We start from the raw sequence: 18484 nt of genomic DNA, 5'->3' as shown, positions 1-18484 counted from the left end.
GGTTTGTACTTTAATTCTTTAGAATTTTGCAGCTTGTATCCGCTATTTTTTAAAGCGGACTGTGAGTATACAATGCAGCAAATCAACGCGCTAAAGGAGCTTTTACAGTCTCCGAAGAAGATCATGATCACGACGCACCACAAACCGGATGCGGACGCTTTAGGTTCTTCACTGGGACTGGCCGGCTACCTTAAGAAAAAAGGGCACCAGGTTCAGGTGATCACCCCGTCAGATTATCCCTCGTTCCTGAACTGGATGAGCGGCAACGAAGACGTGCTGGTGTACAGTTCCCGGACCGATGCCCAGGCCCAGGCCATTATAAACGAGGCAGAGGTGATTTTCTGTCTGGATTTTAGTGCCCTCAGCCGCATCAACGAGCTGGGCCCCTACATCCAGAAGGCCACCGGCACTAAAGTGCTGATTGACCACCACCTCCAGCCCGAGGACTTCACCGACATCACCTTCTCAGACACCAACGCAGCAGCCACGGCCGAGATCGTGTACGAGGTCATCCGGGAAATGGGCGACGAGGCCTTGGTAGATGTGGCCATAGGCGAATGCCTGTACGCCGGCATCATGACCGATACGGGCTCGTTCCGGCACTCCAGCACTACCCGCAACGTGCACATGATCATCGCTGATCTGCTCCACAACGGCATTGACATCTGCAAGGTGCACCGCAACATCTATGACAGCTACTCTGAGACCCGTCTTCGGTTCTTGGGCTACGTGCTCAAAGACAAACTCACCGTGGTGCGCGAGTTCAACACCGCCTTTATTGCCGTCACCGCCGAGGAACTCAAAGACTACAACTCCCAGACCGGCGACACCGAAGGATTGGTGAACTTTGCCCTTTCCATTGAAGGCGTGCGCTTCGCCGCCCTGTTCATTGAGCGCCAGGAGGCCGTGAAAATCTCTTTCCGGTCAGTGGGTGACATCTCGGTGAATGAGTTCGCGCGGGCGCATTTCAACGGTGGCGGGCACAAAAACGCCGCGGGCGGCATCTCCTACGTTTCCCTGAACGAAACCGTGGATAAATTTGTGAATCTATTACCGCAGTACGCGGAACAACTGGTCAACTAAACCCATAAAAGACGCTTAATTAACCTAAAACCGATGTTTAAAAAATCATTGTACCTGCTGCCTGCCATGGCAGTGGCTCTTGGCTCTTACTCTTGCAAAAACCTGGGCAAGGATGAGTTTGTGAAAGCCCCTTCTGGGTTAGAATATAAACTCTACTCACAAAGCAAAGAGGGAGAATACGAACTCAAAGACGCTACCAAAACTGACTCTGCCGCTTACAAAGCCAAGCTTGACAAAGTGATGAGCTTTGAGATGGAGTACCGCAACGCCAAAGATTCTTTGTTGTTCAGCACCAAAGACAACGCCATGCCCATCCAGATCAAAATGGTGGAGTCGCCAAACAAAGGCAGCATTGAAGAAGCGTTCCTGATGCTGGACAAAGGCGACAGCGCCGTGTTCAGAATCAACGCCGACACGCTGTTCGCGAAAACCTTCAGAAGCCCACTTCCTCCCTTCATTGAGAAAGGCAGTTTCCTGACCTTCTTCGTGAAAGCGATCAATTTGCAGACTGAGCAGGAAGCCATGGCCGACTATCCTCAGATGATGGAGCGTCAGAAGAAAGAAATGGAAGCCCGCGCGGCAAAGCAAGCTCCTGTTGACGATAAACTGATTCAGGAGTACGTGAAGAAAAACAACCTGCAAGTGCAGAAAACTCCTTCCGGCGTGTACTACGTGATCACCCAGCCAGGTACCGGCCCTAACGCTACTGACGGTAAAGTGGTAAGCGTGAAATACAAAGGCACCCTGCTGAACGGAAAAGAGTTTGACTCTTCAGACAAATCTAACGGTGGCAACCCCATTGAATTCCCGTTAGGTCAGAACCAAGTGATCAAAGGCTGGGAAGACGGCATCAAGCAATTCAACAAAGGCAGCAAAGGCACCTTGTTGATTCCTTCTCCTCAGGGATATGGCTCTATGGCCCGCGGTGCTGAGTTACCCGCTAACTCCATCCTGCGGTTTGACGTGGAACTAGTGGACATCAAAGATGCCCCGGCTGCTCCTGCTGGCCCAGCTGGTCCGGGAGCTCCAGGCTTATAAACCTTACTTTATTATGCAAAAGTTAGTGAAAAGAAACTCTCCGTGGCAGTGGCTACTGGCACTTTGTGTGCTTTTCGTGTTCAATTCCTGTAATGACAAAGATCCATATGACCCGTATGCGAACTTTGACCATGCGGCCCAGGCGGCGGCAGAAGAGACGTTGATCCAAAAGTACCTCACCGATAACAACATCACTAATTTCACCAAAACGCCTTCTGGCCTTTACCACGTGGTAAAGGAGGCAGGTGCTGGCGAAAAGCCTAAAGCTGGCCAGCAAGTAGAAGTAACCTATATCGGGAGGTTTATTCAGAACGGTCAGAAATTTGATTCTTCCCATGACCGGGGACAGACCTTCAAGTTTGTACTTGGCCAAAGACAAGTGATTCCCGGATGGGATGAAGGTTTAACCCTGATGCAAAAAGGTGAAAAAGCGTTACTGCTCATTCCGTCTCGTTTGGCTTATGGTCTGTACGGAAATGGACCGGTGCCCTCTAACACGCCTATTATGTTTGAAGTACACCTCTTAAACTTCTAACAGTTGTCGAGTTTTACAGTAAAAGAAAAGGCCTTCCGTTTGGAAGGCCTTTTCTTTTGGCTTGTTTTCTGAAAAACGCCCCTAAAACAGCGGCCACCTTGCAGGAAAGTTCGGTGTCTATTCACTCAATACCTCTGACAGCACGGATAGCGATTTGATTTCCCCCAACTGGTCTACGTGCAGCTGAAAATAGCGCACCAGCAACTGCAGCAGTTCACGGCGCACTTTCCCGTTCGGCAGTTTGGCGCTTTCAGCATCTTTGATGACTTCTTTCAGGTAAGGCTCCAACTGTTGCAACTGCATGAGGTTATTTCCCAGAGCGGCCGAACCGCCCATCTCAAAAGCCACCTGCGTAATCACCTCCTCTGCTGACGGAACCCCAAACCCCAGGTAGTTGGCCAGCTGGATCAGGAAAGCCAGGTGGAAATTCTCGAAACCGGTCTGGAGCTCGTCAAACAGCAGGATGGCGTTGTGCAGAAAGGCAAACAGCGGTCGGTTCTCTTCCTCCTCGCGCACCGTTCTGGAGACCATCTCGGAAAGAAACAGCAGGATACTGCTCTTCCGGATATCATACGGGACGGTCATAAAAGGATGGCTGCACTTGTATTCTGAGATCCGGGTAAGTCCGCTTTTCCCCGGAGGATACACGACCATGTCCAGCAGGGTGAACGGCTGAAACAAGGCAATACGCGAGGCACTCCCCTTCTTCCGGACGCTGTTCACAATGTAGCTCTGCAGCCCCAACTCCTCGGTGTAAATACGTACTATGATGGAAGACTCTTTGAATTTGATGAAGTTCAGGACAATGCCCCGCGTTTTTACCAGCATAGCAGGAGTTTGATTTCAATTTGCTTGTACGTGGGCTCACCCGTTCATGATACTTGCTTCAGCATCCAATGGGAACGCCAGCGCACGCAACCGGTTACTGAACGGCTACTTTCGTCATGCAGGTCTGCGTTCCGTCAGCGGAGGAGGCCAGCACCAGGTACACGCCCGGCTTGGCTTTCCGGCCGTTGTAATCGCGGCCGTGCCAGGCGAAGGTGCCCCCCGCAGATTTCCCTTCGAAGACCAGAAAACCAGCGGCATCGGTGATCTTGACCCAGCCATTGTCTGGCACCCCGGAAATCCCGATGGTACCGGTGAAGCCGGGCCGCACCGGGTTGGGAAACACCTGGAGGCAGTTTTTATTCACGGCCTCGGTGCGGGTGGCTGCGCCCCTGAACACCGCAATTCCGCCCTCGGTACCAATCAGGACTTCCCCGGTGGCGTGGTCCACCGAAACGTCCAGGATTTTATCGGAAGGCAAAGGACTGTTTCTGGTAGTGAAGTTATGGAGCATCTGCTCGCCGGTTTCATTGAAAAGCCAAAGCCCGGTGTCGGTGCCAATCCATTTCCGGTTGCCTCCGTCTACGGCAATGCTTCTGATGACCTGCCCTTGCAGCAAAGGCCGCCGCTCATAAATGGGCAGATACGCCCCGGCGTAAGTAGAAGTAAAAATATCTGGGGTACTGCTGAAGACCGCCACTCCGTTGTTGGTACCGGCCCAGATTTCCCCCTGCAAATCAACGGCCAGGGTAAAGACTTGTTTGCCGGGCAAACCACCCTGCCCTGCCCCGCCAATATAGGCATATTGCGTGGTGAGGTCATCGTAGACCATCATGCCGGCATCGGTGCCGTTGGTACTCAGGGTAACCCATTTGTAGCCGCTGTCGTCTACCACCACTTTGTCTAAACCACTGCCTAAACTGTACCCGTTGAAGGGATGCGCTTTCCAGGTGCCATCCGTTTTCAGCTCAAATAGACCCGGGGAGTTGGCGAACTGGTTCCGGTTGGTCACCCACACGCTTCCGGCGGCATCAATGGCAATGCCCGGCACCCGGATGAAATTGCGGTCATTGGCGTCTATGGCACTGAGCAAAGGGCTGTTGGTGTTGTTGTAGAGTTTTACCTGATTCAGGCCGTCCCATTCCAGCAAACCGGCGCCGTAGCTGGCAATGTAGAGTTTTCCGTTTACGGGGTTACGACGGGCCATCACCAGGTCGCGGACGTGGGCCGGGAACTGCCCACCGCTGGCAAAGTTGTAGCTGGTCCACTGCCCGTTCTGGTACTGGTAGAACCCCGCCGCCGAGGAACGTTGCATATAGCCTTGGCTATAGCCTCCGCCCAGCACGGTAAACAGGCCGCGCTCGGCGTACACGCCAAAGACATCCACGAAGGCTGGGCCGTTGGGCACCAGGGAAATTGCCTGGCCGGAGGAAGTTAGCTGTACCAAGCCTCTCTCGTAGCTGGCTGCCCAGATGCCGCCGCTTCTGGCGGGAATGGCCATGCGTAGCTCCTGGAACAATGGCTGCGTAACACGATTGGCTTGTCCGGTGATTGAGACTTCCAGCACTTCCTGACTGCCGGTCACCAGCAGTCGTTTGCCGTTGGTTTCCATGGACCGGAATTGGTGGTCTTGCGTGGAGAAATCGGCTTTGTTCCAGGAAACGCCATTGAAACGGTAAACGCCATTCCCGTTCACACCCAGGTACACACCGCCCTGAAAAGCGGAAATCGTCTTTAACGCATCTGGGTTAACCCCGAAAGGAATTCCCTCAACAATCCCAAACCGGCGCCAGCTTCTATAATCCAGGAGATTGGGATGGTTGAGGTTAGCGGCCATCACGCCGCCCGAGGAAACAATGTACAAACTGTCCTTCAACACAGTAGAGGCATAGACCTGCAAAGCTTCCCCTTGCGCACCCAGGTTGCTGTACGTGTCTTTGATTTCCAGCTTGACCAGATCTACCACCACCAGCCCGAAGGACGTGGACACATAGGCATTTTTGTTGTGGGTAGCGAGATGGTGGATGGTCTTAGCGCCCGTCATGGGCTTGCGCAGGAGCTCGGTTAGCTTATAAACTTTCCCGTCCCTCAACAGGTCCAGGTTGGTGTTTTCGTAGGCGACGACCAGCGTGGCCGAGGCCGAATCATAGCGGAGGGTGCTCAGGTTCACATCACTGAACCCGTCAGTGCGGGAAAGTTTCTGGAGCGTGTTCTCTTCTTTGATGTACCGGAAGAAGCCGTCTTCGGTGGCACAGTACACCGAGGTGGGCGTTTCGGCCACGGCTTTCGCCCGATGGTTGGGGACATGTACCTGCCATCCGCCCAGCGGCAACTGACCTGTCTGCGCCTGGGTCAGCGTACCCACTGCCAGCCATGCGACCAGCACGGTTAACCACCTACATACACGGGAGGGCATCATATTCAAAGTTACACAGATTCAGGTTGTTTCTGGCTTGTTTTAAGGAAAACGGCATAAAAACGCATGCCTCCATTTCTGGGCACATACGCTTAACGGAGCACCATCATGGAGCAGATTCCGGCCAGCATAATGGCCTTGCAAAGCCAGCTTAGTTGCGCGTATTCCTTTTTCCGATCGGCGAAGAAAATCTGCCGCACCAGCACCAGCGTAGGCAATACCACGCCCAAGAAGAGATATACGATAAACAAAGGCTCGTGCAGGCGCTGCAGCATGATGAAGCCGGTATACACCAGGAACAACACCACCAGCAAATACAGAATCCATTTGGTCTGGGGCAGCCCTAAGACAATGGGCAGGGTACGGCACCGGAAAGAGGCATCGCCCTGCACGTCTTCCATGTCTTTGATGATTTCGCGCACGAGCGAGATAAGAAAGGCGAACACGCCATAGGCCCAGGCCGCCAGCGAGGGTTGCCCCGCCTGCAATGGTACCACCAGCACCATCACCGCCGATAGCAGCGCGATGGTGAAGTTGCCCACGAACGGGCGCTTCTTGAACTGGGCCGAATAGCCCCACAAAAGCAAGGCCACGCCCATGAGCACCAACCCGATGCGCCAGCCCAGCAACATGCCCAGCAACACACCGGCCGCCGACAGGTAGAGGTGAATCATCATGGCTTTGCGCCTGGTTAGCGATTTGCCCACCACTACCCGCTCCGGTTTGTTGATGCGGTCTATTTTGACATCGTAATAATCATTGATGATGTACCCGGCGGCGGCAATGCAGAGCGTCGCGATTACCAAAATGGCAAACGGCCACGAAAGCGCCTCCAGAAATGAGCGCTCCGGAAACACCAGGAACTTGCGCACCATCAGCTGCGCCAGCAGCATAATGACAAGATTGGGAAACCGGATAAGGGCCAGGAACTGCTTCACGGGTGTTGAAATAGAAAGTGGAAGTTACGCTTTAAAATCTACCAATGAAAAAAGCCCCTATGGTAGGGGCTTTTTTTGATGAGAATGCAAAATGAGTATGAAGCGTAGAAGTATTAGATTTTCTTCACGTTAACCGCGTTGATGCCTTTTTTTCCTTCTTTGGTGTCGAACTCCACTTTGTCGTGCTGTTGGATCTGGATACCGTTGAGGCCTGTAATGTGTACAAAGAAATCCTCATTGGTGGCTTCTTCTGTGATAAAGCCGTAGCCTTTGGATTCGTTGAAGAATTTAACAGTTCCTGTTTTCATAAAAATTTAAAAATTGAAATAATGAATGATTCCGTAAATATATGATTATTATACAAAAACCAAACTTTATTTATAAAAAATTGAAAACCAAGGAAAACCGTCTTCTTTATTTTACCACTTCTTCTGCAGTTTCATGACCATCTCAATCAGCTCACGCACGGCGCCCTTGCCTCCCTCGGCAGTGGCCACGTACTGCGAGATGTCGCAGATGTCAATGGCGGCATCGGCGGGGCAAGCGGAGATGCCGCAGTGCTGCATCACTTCCAGGTCCGGCATGTCATCGCCCATAAACACGACGGTCTCAGGATCGATGCCGTAATAATAGACATAATTCTGAAACGTGTCCAGCTTATTTTCTGAGCCCAGGTAAATGTCTTTCACATCCAGCGACTCCAGGCGTTTGCGCACGCCGGGCTCGTTCCTGCCCGAGATGACGGCCACGCGGTATCCTTTCTTGAGAGCGTGCCGGATGGCGTATCCGTCTTTGATGTTGAAGGCCCGCGCCTGCTCCCCGGTGGAGAAGCACAACAGGGTGCCGTCTGTCATAACGCCATCCACATCAAAGATGAAGGTGGTGATATTCTTGAAATCAGGAAGTGCTTGCATGCTGGATAACATCAGGAGTTTAAACGCAAAAACGTTTCAGGGCCTTTTTCATGAAAGTAGCCCTGAAACGCCGGATGGGTTATTGGTTATCGCGCCACTCGTACACCCACTTGGCCTGGATCTGCTCCAGGTGGCCTTCGGTGGCTTGTTCACGGGTGCCTTCAAAGTTAGGCAGACTCAGGACCCACTCCAGCAGATCTGTGAACCGGATGCGGTAAATTTTGCTTTCGCCAAACTCATCCCCAAATTTCTCATACAGCGCCATGGCAATGTCTTCATGGTCGCTCCACTTCATGGGGGGCTCGTATAGATTACTCATTTTTTATAGTTGTCAGTTATTAGTTGTTAGTTACTAGTTGTTGGGTCTTTTTGATGGTTGTCAGCATGTAAGTGTAGAACAAACCTTGGGTAACACCTTTGGGTTTCCTCTCTCCCTCTGACAACAAAGAACAGACAACTAACAACTAGTTAAATTAATGGCCCAGGAAATCCTGCTTGGGGATGGTGATCACCAGATCCTGGCCGCCTTGCACCACGCACTGGCAGGCCAGGCGGGAGTTAATGCGGGGGTTCACGGCGCGGTCAATGAAATCCTCTTCGGCATCAGTGATTTCGGGGAGGTCATCCATGCCCGTTTCTACATACACGTGGCAAGTGCTGCAACCGCAAACCCCGCCGCAGTTGTGCTGTAACTGAATCCCGTTGTTAAGGGCAACGTCCAGAACAGATTCACCCTCAGCCCCTAAATGGGTTTCATCGGGTTTGCCATCCATGAACTTATATGTAATGTTAACGACTTTCATTCCTGTGGATTATTAAAGGTGCAAAGGTAGGCATACAACCGCCCTAATCAAAACCTGAGGCCATTAGCCCGGTTCCTTTCAGGACACCAGTCGTTTTACGCCTGTTTTTCAGAAAACGGCGGCTTTTCGTGCACAGTCTGAATACTTTCTGTCAAGGTCTGGTATAGGGCGCGGTACTGCGGCTGGTGCTGCAACAGTTGGAGGTGCGCCTGAATAGTGGAGGCGTCTCCGCGCACGGCTGGTCCAGTCTGCACCGCGAAAGGCGGAAATTGAAACGCTTTCTGCACGGTCTCCTGCACCAGCGGCTCTAATAAGTTGAAGGGCAGATCAGCGGTTTTCAGGACTTCCTGCGCCACGCCCCACAGGTGGTTGGTGAAATTACAGGCGAACACCGCCGCCACGTGCAGTTGCCGCCGGTCCGTTCCCTGCATCAGAACCACCTGCTCACTTATTTTCTGGCCTAGCTGCGTTAACGCCTCCTCTGCTTTTTGAGTGGAAGCTTCCACGCAGATGGGAACCCGCCGCCAGTCCAGCTCCTTCTCTTTACTGAAAGTCTGCAAGGGGTAAAAAACTCCTGTGGCAACGTTCGGCAGCGATGCCAGCAGTTCCAAAGGCTGCGTCCCGGACGTGTGGGCCACGATAGCGCCTTCCGGAAACCGCAGCTGCGGCAACAACGTGGGCAGCACCTGATCTGGAACCGACAGAAGGTACACGTCACAATAAGGCAATGACCGTAAATCTGGGGAACTGGTCGCCGTACCGGATGGCAGGTGAGCGGTCAGGACTTGTGCCGAAGCCAACGTTCTGCTGTAGACAAAGGGTACATTCACGCCCGCTTTCACCAGACCTTTGACCAAATGGGTGGCAACGTTGCCGGCACCAACTATTCCTATGTTCATGGGGAGTTCTTTCTTTCCTGCGGGCTAAGTTAGCGGCTTTCTTCGGTTCTGTTCTACTGGCAGCAGTTTTCCGGGCATCGCTTTGCAACCGCGTTTTGGGCCTGTTTTCTTAAAAGCAGCCCTAAAACACCAGACGCAAAAAAGCCGCTTGCCGGTAACAGAACCAGGCAAGCGGCTTTGAAATGCTCCTATACTACTCTAGTTACGCCAGTTGCTTCTCGCGTTTGATGGTCACTTTACCAGCCGGACCTTTGGTGGCAGCACCACCGCTTTTTCCGTCTTTGTAGTGCCGTACAATGGCCATCACAAACCCGAGGCTCATGATCAACGTCCCAATCCAGAGAATGCTGATGAAGGGTTTCTCCATCGCTTTCAGGATAATGTAGTCTTTCTGGGTGGTATTGATGCCGATGGTGAACGCGCCTTTCTCTGGGTCAATGTTCATCAGCATGATTCTGAGACCCAGGTCTTCAATCTCTTCGGGCACACGGCCTACCATGCGGTCTCTGATGGCGTAGATCGGGTGCGCGTGGTACGTCCGGCGCTCGCCCAGTACCTGCATGTCGGCTTGAACGGCTACATCGCCCGGTTTCAGGTTCAGGAGCAGAGTGTCTTTAGCTTGTTCAATACCGTGCAGCACCGCTACATAATCGTTCACGAAAATGGTATCGCCAATCTTCACCTGATACTCTTTCAACTCGCCCCATTCCTTCTCCTCGTTAGGATCTGGAATAGTGGAAACGTGCGTGTAAAGGTCTTTGGTGCCGAACATTTTTATATCCGGAGAGGCCAGCAAGCCCATCTGCGGATTCACCTGCGCCCGAGGATACAAGGTAAAGGCCTCGTTGGTTTCCCGGTTCTTGAATTCTACTTCGTAGTAAGTGTTCTCCGGAGAAATGTTCACCGTGTCACCGGACGTATAGAGCACTTTGTCACCGTCTTTCAATGGTCCGCGGGCAATGGCTTTGTACTCATCCTCTATCCGGAACAGTTGCTGTTTGTTCACATAGTCAGGCAGACCTTCCACTTCCAGGTACTGGCCTTTGTAGGTGACTTTGTACGGTCCCATGTCAGTGGCGGCGTTGCGCCAAAGCAGTACGTTGTCGCGGTTGATGTCATCGCCAAACTCGCGGGCGTACACCATACCAGACATGTTTTTGGAGATGATGTTCGAGTAACCGGAGGAGAACAGCACCCCAATCAGCATCAGAGCCACGCCAATGTGCGCCACGGCACCACCGGCAATGGAGACGTTCTTTCGGAGCACGCCAAACAAAATAGCCAGGTTACTGAACACCGCGTACAGAGACGTTACCAGCAACAGGATGTACACCGGGTTATCAATGCGTTCAATGTAACCCATTTTGCTTACCAGCAGAATAAGAGCGGCAAACAGACCGGTAAAGATGAGCGGCAGCATGAATGCTTCTGACAGCTTGGTACCATCCTTTTGTTTCCGCCACCACAGCAACTGACCAGTACCTGATAGCATGGCGATGGCTATCCCCATCCACATCTGGAACTTGGTGTAGTGCGCGATCTGATCGGCGGGCAGCGCCACGTTCGTTTTCACGCCGATGAAGCCCATAAAGGCATTGTACACCGGAATAGAAGTAGTCACCAGCACCTGGAAAGCGCCTAAGCACAGCACAGCAGCGCCCACAAACACCCAGAATTCACCAGAGTACGTTGCAATTTCTTTCTCCGTAGCCGGGATGTTCTTCCAGCGGTACACCAATAAACCAATGGCTAATACCACGAAGGCTGCCAAATAGGTAAACAACTGACCCGATAAACCAAGGTCTGTGAAAGAGTGCACCGAGGCGTTTCCTAAGATACCGCTACGCGTTAAGAAAGTCGCGTATAGGACTAACAGGAACGACGTGATGAACAGAATGAAGGTAGCACGCAGCGCGGTTCTGCTTTTGCGGTACGCCAGCAAAGTGTGAATGGCTCCCACCAGCACCAGCCATGGAATGTACACGGCGTTCTCCACCGGGTCCCAGTTCCAGTAGCCCCCAAAGTTCAGGGTTTCATAGGCCCAGTAGGCACCCATCATGATGCCCACGCCCAATACTACGGCCGCGAACAAGCCCCAAGACAAAGCAGGTTTGGTCCAGGATGAGAATTCTCTTTTCCAGAGACCGGCAATGGCGAAGGCAAACGGCACCAGGGTGGCGGCGAAGCCCAGGAACAACACCGGCGGGTGAATCACCATCCAGTAGTTTTGCAACAGCGGGTTCAGACCGGTACCGTCTTTCGGCACGAAATTCGGGTCCATCTGGAACACCGGCGCATCGGTCATGAAATCACGCATCAGGATGAACGGCGAAGATCCTATTTTCAGGTCCCCGATCACGATCCCCAGAATCATGGACGTCAGGAACAGCTGCACGAAGGAGAAAACGGCCATTACCGGGCTTTCCCATTTCTTGCCGGCAAACTTGATCAGCACCAAGCCCAACAGCGCATGCCAGAAAATCCAGAGCAGGAAAGAGCCCTCCTGGCCTTCCCAGAAACAGGAAATCATGTAATGCACCGGCAGGTGATTAGACGAGTGGCTCCACGCGTAATGGTACTCGTAGCGGTGCGCGTAAATAATGTTGAAAAGACAGAAGATGATGCCAAACACCGCGATCACGTGCACAAAGAAAGCACCTCGGGCCAGGCTCTTCCAGTCTTTCTGCTCAGGGGTAAGCTCTTTGGCGTTAGAAGCAAACGCAAACGCGATGGCCGAAACCAGCGCCGTCACGAAAGCGAGAATGACACTGTAGTGACCTAAATCACCGATCAACGTATTAACCATTAGAAAGAGTCTTGAGTCTTGCGTTCTGAGTCTTGAGTCTGAAATTCCCAAACCCAGAACGATTCACTCTGGTAAATAAAAATAACACAAATGAGTACAGGCTTGGCTTGAATGAAATGTTAACTCAGGACTCAAGACTCAGAACTCAGGACTATATATTAGAGGCTTGCCGTCTCCACCTTCACCTCGTTCTCGGTGTATTTAGAAGGACATTTAAGCAAAATCTTGTCGGCTACGAACACATTCTCTTTCATGTTGCCGGTAATCACCACCTGCTCAGAGCGGTCAAAGTCCTGCGGTTTGGGGCTGTAGTACACCACCTGCTGCTCCACGCGGTTGGTATCTACCAGCACGAACGAGAAGTAGTTGGGGTCCAGCGTGGGGTCATACTTCATGCCCACAATGTGGCCTTTCTCGTCTTTCTTCAGTCGGCCCACCACGTGTACTTTGGTGTCATCTCCATCTTTGGCGCGCGCCTGGGCTTCAGAGAAAGGAACGTAAACACTGGCGTCTGAGGCCGTTGACATGATGATCATGATGGCTACCGCAATCACTAAAATCCCGATGATGTGTATTCTTTTCATAGGTTATTCAAGCTTAGGCGAGTTTGCCCGCCTCTTTAACAACACTTAACTAAAATTAAATCCGCTGGCGGGCGCTTTTTCTGCGCCTGTTTTATCGCTGCTGTTTTAAGCCAGCTTTCCAGAAAACAGCCCTAAAACGCCTACAATCTGAGCTCCCGCTCTAGCTTGCTGATCTTTCTGTCCAGGTTGATGAGGTAGAAGAGCACGCCCAACAGTACGCTGACCAGTACCGCCACCACAATGTAGATCTTGCCGTCGCGGCGCATGGCATCGGCCATTTCCGGAGACGAGGGCGATTGGGCCTGAGCGGAGAATTCCACCATGGAGCTTTCCTCAGGAGCACTTTGGGCGAAAGCCGTAACCGAGAAGCCAGCCGTCCACATCAGGAACAGCACCAGGAGCCATTTATGCATTTTCATAGAATCGTTGCTTTAAAACTTCCAAACGGGAGCGCAGGTGCACCACCCAAATTCCTAAGAGCGTCCAGCCGAGCACGGCCGGATAGAACACGGCCCGCAGGCTGCTGTCCATATCATACGCGTTGAAACCAGGATTTCCGCCGTTACCCGGGTGCAGAGAGTCGGTGAGGCGCGGCAGAATAAACAGAAGCGGAATAAGCGCCGCAAACGCGAAGATGTTGTACACGGCGCTGATACGCGCGCGCTGCTGGTGGTCCTGGAAAGAACCCCGCAGAATAAGATAAGCGAAGTAAATTAGGAGCCCGATGGCCGAGGCGTTCTGCTTGGGGTCATTGCTCCAGAATTCGCCCCACGTGAAACGTGCCCACTCCATGCCGGTCACAATGCCCAGCACCCCAAACAGGATGCCCACTTTGGCGGCTTCATTTGCGATGATGTCATTGCGGGAAAGCGGGTTTCTGAGGTATTTTATGGAATACACCACCGAAACCAGCAGAATCAGGATCATCCCGAACCACATGGGCACGTGGAAGAACAGGTTCCGGATGGTCTCGTTTAGAATAGCCAGACGGGGCACATCGCTCAACATGCCTCCCACCACTGTGTACAGCAGCAGGGCAACCGTCAGCCATTTCCACCAGGTTAGTTTCATTCGTTTTACGCTTGTTTATTAAAACTTGGGCCTTAACTGCGCCACAGATAAGGGAACAGAATATAAGACACGGTGACTACAATCATATTAATCGCGAGCAGCGTCAGGGCCTCATCCAGACTCACCGAGGGGTCCAGTCCGTCAATGGCGTTCTTGGACATCTTCATGAGCATGAGCAGCATGGGCACCATCACCGGGAAACTCAGCACCGCCATGAGCGTGCCCGTGTTCGCCGCCTTGGCCGCAATGCCCGAGATCATGGTCAATGACGAGGCGAACCCAATGGCTCCCAGCACGATGGTGAGCAGAAACATGCCCACGTCCTGCACCGGGTTCCCGATCACTACCGTATAGAACGCAAAACACAGCAGCGAAAGTACCAGCATGAGCGCCGCGTTGTAGATCATCTTGGCCAGAATCACGCCCTGCGGACTCACCACACTATAATAATAGAGCAGCCGTCCGCGGCTCTCCTGGGCAAACCCCTTGGAGATGGCGTTGACCGCCGTAAAGAGCAAAATGATCCAGTACAAGGCATTCCAGACCGGCACCTCCAGCCCCCCAAAGCGCAAACTGAAGCTAAGGTAACAGATGAAAACCGTGCTGCCCACGTACAGAAGCATGCCGTTGAACGCATACTTCTGCCGCCATTCCAGCACAAAATCCTTTTGCATCAGGTAGATAACCTCTTTCAGCAGCACTTCTTCTTATTTTGGGGCAAAGGTACAACACAAATGCATGCTGACGGATGATTTCCGTCATTATTCACGAGGGTTGCTTTTTGTTTTGGGGTTACTTTGGGGAAATCGGGCGGAAAACGAGGGATTGGGTTATGGTGCTTTGGGTTTCCTGCCGGAAGGCTGATGAGGTCAATCTGCTTGGGCAACTGCTTCAGTAGCTTTTTTGTGCTCGCATTCTGTTGGTGCTGGCGGATAACCGACGTTGGCGTGGGTGGATAAGCTGGATTGTTGCATGGTTCTCTCCGTGCGCAAACCCGAAAGGCTGGAAATGGTGCGTTTAGTGGAAGTTCTTATTACCTGAGACAGCGAACCACCCCCAGCCCCTCCTTAGCCAAGGAGGGGAGCTTTCCTACATATCCTTATTCCCCTCCTTGGCTAAGGGTGTTAAGTTCTTAAATACACCTGGTTCAAGTTTCCAACTTGGACCTAAGATGAGCTGAAGTTTGAAACTTCAGTGAGCCGTGAGGCTCAAAATGTGTAGTAACGTCAATGCCTTCTAGAAAGAAGCAAACTGTTGAAATAGAACGCAACGGCCCTACCCCTCGGAAGGAAAGAGGATTTTTTATACTCGTGGTTTAAGTTGGTGACTTGTACCTATGATGATCTATCCTTTGCAAAGCAGTGCGGCCATGATAGCCTCAACACCACACGTTGTCAGCCTGATGCATGGCCAAACGAGGTCATTGGTTGCAACCAACACTTGACCAACGCTTGTCAACAGTACAACACAGGCAAGAGGCTCTTCTTTTGGCCCACTTCCATCAGCCCTTGGCAGAAGTATCGTTTTAGGCCTCTTTTCCTGAAAACTGCCTCAAAACAGTTTAGATGCACTTTCCAGATGCTTCCAACACCTCTTTACCTTCTGGATAACCTCGGGGTAACATAGGGCAAATCAACTTAACAATAGGGTAATAAGCGGTTAATCATGGGGTAAAGTGGTCGCTCTACTTTTGCAGCGAGACTAATACTATTGACATGAGATCGTTTTTACTCACCCTCTCTTTTATTTGCACGGCCTTCGTGGGCTTTGCGCAGACAGGCACCCTCTCAGGGAAAGTCAAAGACAAGAAAACCGGCGAAGCTATCATTGGCGCCACGGTTTCAGCTACCACTTCGCATGTGGCGGCCACAGATGTAGAAGGAAACTACTCCCTTTCCCTGGCCCCAGGCACCTACAAGATCACCATCACCTATGTTTCCTACAAGCCCCTCACGTTTGAGGGAGTTACCATAGCAGCCGGCAAAACCACTACCCTCAACCCTTCTCTGGAAGACGATTCCCACAGTTTGGGCGAGGTAACCGTAGTAGCCGAGCGCCAGGTGAACAACGATGTTTCCCTTATCAAAGACATCCGGCAAAGCAATATAGTGGTGAGCGGGATGTCCAATGAGCAGATTGTCAAAGCCCAGGACCGCGATGCCGCCGAGGCGGTAAGAAGAATTCCGGGCGTGACCATACAGGACAACCGTTTCATTATTGTGCGGGGTTTGAGCGAGCGTTACAACTCTGTGATGCTGAACAACGTGCTCACGCCAAGTTCTGAGATAGACGTACGGGCCTTTTCCTTTGACGTACTGCCCACCAGCGTCATAGATCGGATTTTGATCTATAAATCACCGGCTCCGGAATTGCCCGGCGACTTCGCTGGTGGGGCGATCAAAGTCACGACCAGAAATGCCGTTACTGAGAACAGCACCTCTTTTAACATAGGTACCGGCTACCGCACCGGTACTACCTTCAACAACAACTACTATTCTTACAAAGGCAGTAAAACCGATTTCCTGGGCTTTGACAACGGCACCCGCCAACTTCCCGGCAATTTTCCTTCCACGGCCAAATTCCAGAACTTGAGCTACGCCGAACGGGCGCAGTACGGCCAGAACCTGGATTTGCCTAATACCTGGAAACCGGAGAAAGCCACCGCGGCCCCAGACCTGCGCATGAACTTTGGGTTGAACCGGGTCTTTGACGTAGCCGGTAACCGCCTCTCCAGCATCACCGCGTTGACCTACAGCAACACCCGCCTCCGCCAGAACACCATCCGGAACGATTACCAGCAGCAGCAAGCCAACGGAGAGGTAGACACCAACTGGAGCTACGTAGACCAACTTTCCGGCAACTCTATACGGGTAGGCGCATTGCAGAACTTCTCTTACCGTTTGAACGAGAACAACAAGATTGAATTCCGGAACCTCTTCAACCAGATAGGCATTTCCCAGACCACGGTGCGCCAGGGCTTCAACTACGAGACGGGCGGCGTGAAAGAAGAACAGAACTACGCCTTACGCTATGAGAGCCGCAGCATCTACACCGGTCAGTTACAGGGCACCCACTCTACTCCTGACCAAAAGAACACCTTTACCTGGTCTGCGGGCTACAACTACATCAACCGCCAGGAGCCAGACTTGCGCCGGGTGCGCACCCAGCGTGATGCCGGCACCGAAGGCCCTTTCCGGGTACAGGTTTCTACCTTGTCTACGCCGTATGACGCCGCCCGCTTCTTCTCTGACCTGAACGAAACCGCCTACATCGCCGAAGGCCAGTGGCAGCACCTCTTCAACGCCGCCGATTCAGCAGACATCGAGAATGCGCCCAAACTGAACATCGGGTTTTACGCCGAGAGAAAAGACCGCGACTTCAATGCCCGCACGCTCAACTACAAGCGCAACGCCGGTATTGGGGAAGGCAGAACCGATGAGGCCATCCTGAACCAGCCGCTGGACCAGATCTTCGCACCAGGCAACATCTCTTTCCCCAACGGGCTGATCTTTGACGAAGGCACCACCATTGCCGATAAGTATGATGCCGCCAACACGCTGGGAGCCGGTTACGCTGGTATCGCCAAGAAATTCTTCAACAAGGTCAACTTCTACGGCGGAGTACGCGCCGAGTACAACTGGCGCCAGGTTACCACTGCCGACCAGTCTGGCACTTACGAGGTAGATGATAAAAAGCTCTACATCCTGCCGTCAGTGAACGTGGCCTACAACTTCAGCTTACGGTCTTTGCTGCGCGTGGCCTACGGCATGACCGTGAACCGCCCCGAGTTCAGAGAGCAGGCCCGTTTCAGCTTCTATGACTTCAACGAGAACGCCTCGGTGCGGGGGAACAACGAACTGAAGACCGCCACCATCCACAACCTGGACATGCGTTACGAGTTCTACCCATCGGCGGCTGAGTTGCTTTCTCTGGGTGTTTTCTACAAACGGTTCATAAACCCCATTGAAACCAAGCTGGAGCGCGGAACTGGCACCAACTACACCTTCGTGAATGGGGACTACGCCAACAGCATCGGTATTGAGGCCGAGGCCCGCAAATCCTTCAGAGAGCTTACCAGCAGCAAGTTCCTGCAAAATCACTCCCTGGTCTTGAACGCCTCCCTTATCCGCAGCCGGGTAAACTTAGGAGACGAGGCAGCCACGGGGCAGGAAGACCGCCAGATGATGGGGCAATCGCCTTTCATTGTGAACACTGGCCTGTATTTCCAGGACGATGAGACCGGCTGGCAGTATTCCCTCATGTACAATGTACTGGGCTCAAGAATTTACCGGGTAGGCGATGACCAGAACCCATCCATCTATGAATTGCCCCGCCACGTGGTGGATGTGACCCTTACCAAGAACTTCAAAAACAGAATGCAGCTGAAAGTAGGGGCCTCTGATCTCTTCAACCAGAAGTTCCGCTTCAAGGAAGACACCAACCAAGACGGCAAGATAGGTTCAGCCGACCTACCTATCTATCTCTTCAACAGAGGCGTGTACAGCACGGCCACCCTCGGGTACACTTTTTAATCAACGACATACCTTTCCACTATTCCAATTAAACACTTTT

Annotated in this window: 17 protein-coding genes; 4 read left to right on the top strand and 13 right to left on the bottom strand. The window is 52.5% G+C overall.

The genetic code is table 11. The features are described from left to right. Positions 1 to 72 precede the first annotated feature (72 nt). Genes H7U12_RS19170 through H7U12_RS19160 form a run of 3 tightly spaced genes read left to right on the top strand, consistent with a single transcriptional unit; the run spans position 73 to position 2656 of the window. Entirely contained in the window at positions 73 to 1083 is a 1011-nt protein-coding gene (locus H7U12_RS19170; protein WP_186641143.1) for a DHH family phosphoesterase, read from the top strand. Positions 1084 to 1116: 33 nt separating this feature from the next. Then, positions 1117 to 2121, top strand: a complete 1005-nt coding sequence (locus H7U12_RS19165; protein WP_186641141.1) for an FKBP-type peptidyl-prolyl cis-trans isomerase — start codon at positions 1117 to 1119, stop codon at positions 2119 to 2121. 13 nt (positions 2122 to 2134) lie between these two features. After that, positions 2135 to 2656 carry an FKBP-type peptidyl-prolyl cis-trans isomerase gene (locus H7U12_RS19160; protein ID WP_186641139.1) on the top strand — a complete coding sequence of 174 codons (522 nt, stop codon included), beginning with the start codon at positions 2135 to 2137 and terminating at the stop codon, positions 2654 to 2656. A 117-nt stretch (positions 2657 to 2773) separates the two neighbouring features. Here the strand turns inward: H7U12_RS19160 and recO are convergent, their stop codons facing one another. The 13 genes from recO to H7U12_RS19095 all read right to left on the bottom strand — a co-directional run bounded on the left by recO (position 2774) and on the right by H7U12_RS19095 (position 14586). Next, the gene (recO, locus tag H7U12_RS19155) at positions 2774 to 3484 is read right to left on the bottom strand and encodes a DNA repair protein RecO (RefSeq protein WP_186641137.1); all 711 of its coding nucleotides are present in this window, start codon (positions 3482 to 3484) and stop codon (positions 2774 to 2776) included. A 94-nt stretch (positions 3485 to 3578) separates the two neighbouring features. Next, positions 3579 to 5867 (bottom strand): type IX secretion system anionic LPS delivery protein PorZ, encoded by a 2289-nt coding sequence (gene porZ, locus H7U12_RS19150; RefSeq protein ID WP_186641135.1) that lies wholly within the window; start codon positions 5865 to 5867, stop codon positions 3579 to 3581. Positions 5868 to 5989: 122 nt separating this feature from the next. Continuing rightward, complete coding sequence (locus H7U12_RS19145) at positions 5990 to 6835, bottom strand: geranylgeranylglycerol-phosphate geranylgeranyltransferase (protein ID WP_186641133.1); 846 nt, start codon at positions 6833 to 6835, stop codon at positions 5990 to 5992. A 113-nt stretch (positions 6836 to 6948) separates the two neighbouring features. Further along, positions 6949 to 7143 carry a cold-shock protein gene (locus tag H7U12_RS19140; RefSeq protein WP_062543874.1) on the bottom strand — a complete coding sequence of 65 codons (195 nt, stop codon included), beginning with the start codon at positions 7141 to 7143 and terminating at the stop codon, positions 6949 to 6951. A 111-nt stretch (positions 7144 to 7254) separates the two neighbouring features. Beyond that, a complete protein-coding gene (locus H7U12_RS19135; protein ID WP_186641131.1) occupies positions 7255 to 7749 on the bottom strand; it encodes a KdsC family phosphatase in 495 nt (164 codons plus the stop codon). A 79-nt stretch (positions 7750 to 7828) separates the two neighbouring features. After that, positions 7829 to 8068, bottom strand: coding sequence for a Fe-S cluster assembly protein IscX (gene iscX / locus H7U12_RS19130; protein ID WP_186641129.1), 240 nt, complete (start codon positions 8066 to 8068; stop codon positions 7829 to 7831). A gap of 154 nt (positions 8069 to 8222) precedes the next feature. Continuing rightward, the gene (locus H7U12_RS19125; RefSeq protein ID WP_186641127.1) at positions 8223 to 8552 is read right to left on the bottom strand and encodes a 2Fe-2S iron-sulfur cluster-binding protein; all 330 of its coding nucleotides are present in this window, start codon (positions 8550 to 8552) and stop codon (positions 8223 to 8225) included. Between the two features lie 95 nt (positions 8553 to 8647). Next, positions 8648 to 9451, bottom strand: coding sequence for a Rossmann-like and DUF2520 domain-containing protein (locus H7U12_RS19120; RefSeq protein WP_186641125.1), 804 nt, complete (start codon positions 9449 to 9451; stop codon positions 8648 to 8650). Positions 9452 to 9653: 202 nt separating this feature from the next. Beyond that, positions 9654 to 12257, bottom strand: a complete 2604-nt coding sequence (gene ccsA / locus H7U12_RS19115) for a cytochrome c biogenesis protein CcsA (protein ID WP_186641123.1) — start codon at positions 12255 to 12257, stop codon at positions 9654 to 9656. Between the two features lie 158 nt (positions 12258 to 12415). After that, the gene (locus H7U12_RS19110) at positions 12416 to 12841 is read right to left on the bottom strand and encodes a cytochrome c maturation protein CcmE domain-containing protein (RefSeq protein ID WP_186641115.1); all 426 of its coding nucleotides are present in this window, start codon (positions 12839 to 12841) and stop codon (positions 12416 to 12418) included. A gap of 140 nt (positions 12842 to 12981) precedes the next feature. Further along, positions 12982 to 13260, bottom strand: coding sequence for a CcmD family protein (locus H7U12_RS19105; RefSeq protein ID WP_206683957.1), 279 nt, complete (start codon positions 13258 to 13260; stop codon positions 12982 to 12984). Further along, positions 13247 to 13912 (bottom strand): cytochrome c biogenesis protein CcsA, encoded by a 666-nt coding sequence (gene ccsA, locus H7U12_RS19100; RefSeq protein WP_186641113.1) that lies wholly within the window; start codon positions 13910 to 13912, stop codon positions 13247 to 13249. Before ccsA (H7U12_RS19100) ends, H7U12_RS19105 begins: the two co-directional genes overlap by 14 nt. 32 nt (positions 13913 to 13944) lie before the next feature. Further along, on the bottom strand, positions 13945 to 14586 hold the full coding sequence (locus H7U12_RS19095; protein WP_186641104.1) for a heme exporter protein CcmB: 642 nt from the start codon (positions 14584 to 14586) through the stop codon (positions 13945 to 13947). Positions 14587 to 15627: 1041 nt separating this feature from the next. On the opposite strand from H7U12_RS19095, the gene H7U12_RS19090 reads away from it, so the two are divergent. Beyond that, a complete protein-coding gene (locus tag H7U12_RS19090; RefSeq protein WP_186641102.1) occupies positions 15628 to 18444 on the top strand; it encodes a TonB-dependent receptor in 2817 nt (938 codons plus the stop codon). Positions 18445 to 18484: the final 40 nt, after the last annotated feature.

The organism is Rufibacter sediminis (assembly GCF_014269285.1).
Lineage (GTDB): Bacteria > Bacteroidota > Bacteroidia > Cytophagales > Hymenobacteraceae > Nibribacter > Nibribacter sediminis.
This window is presented reverse-complemented; position numbering and strand designations above follow the sequence as displayed.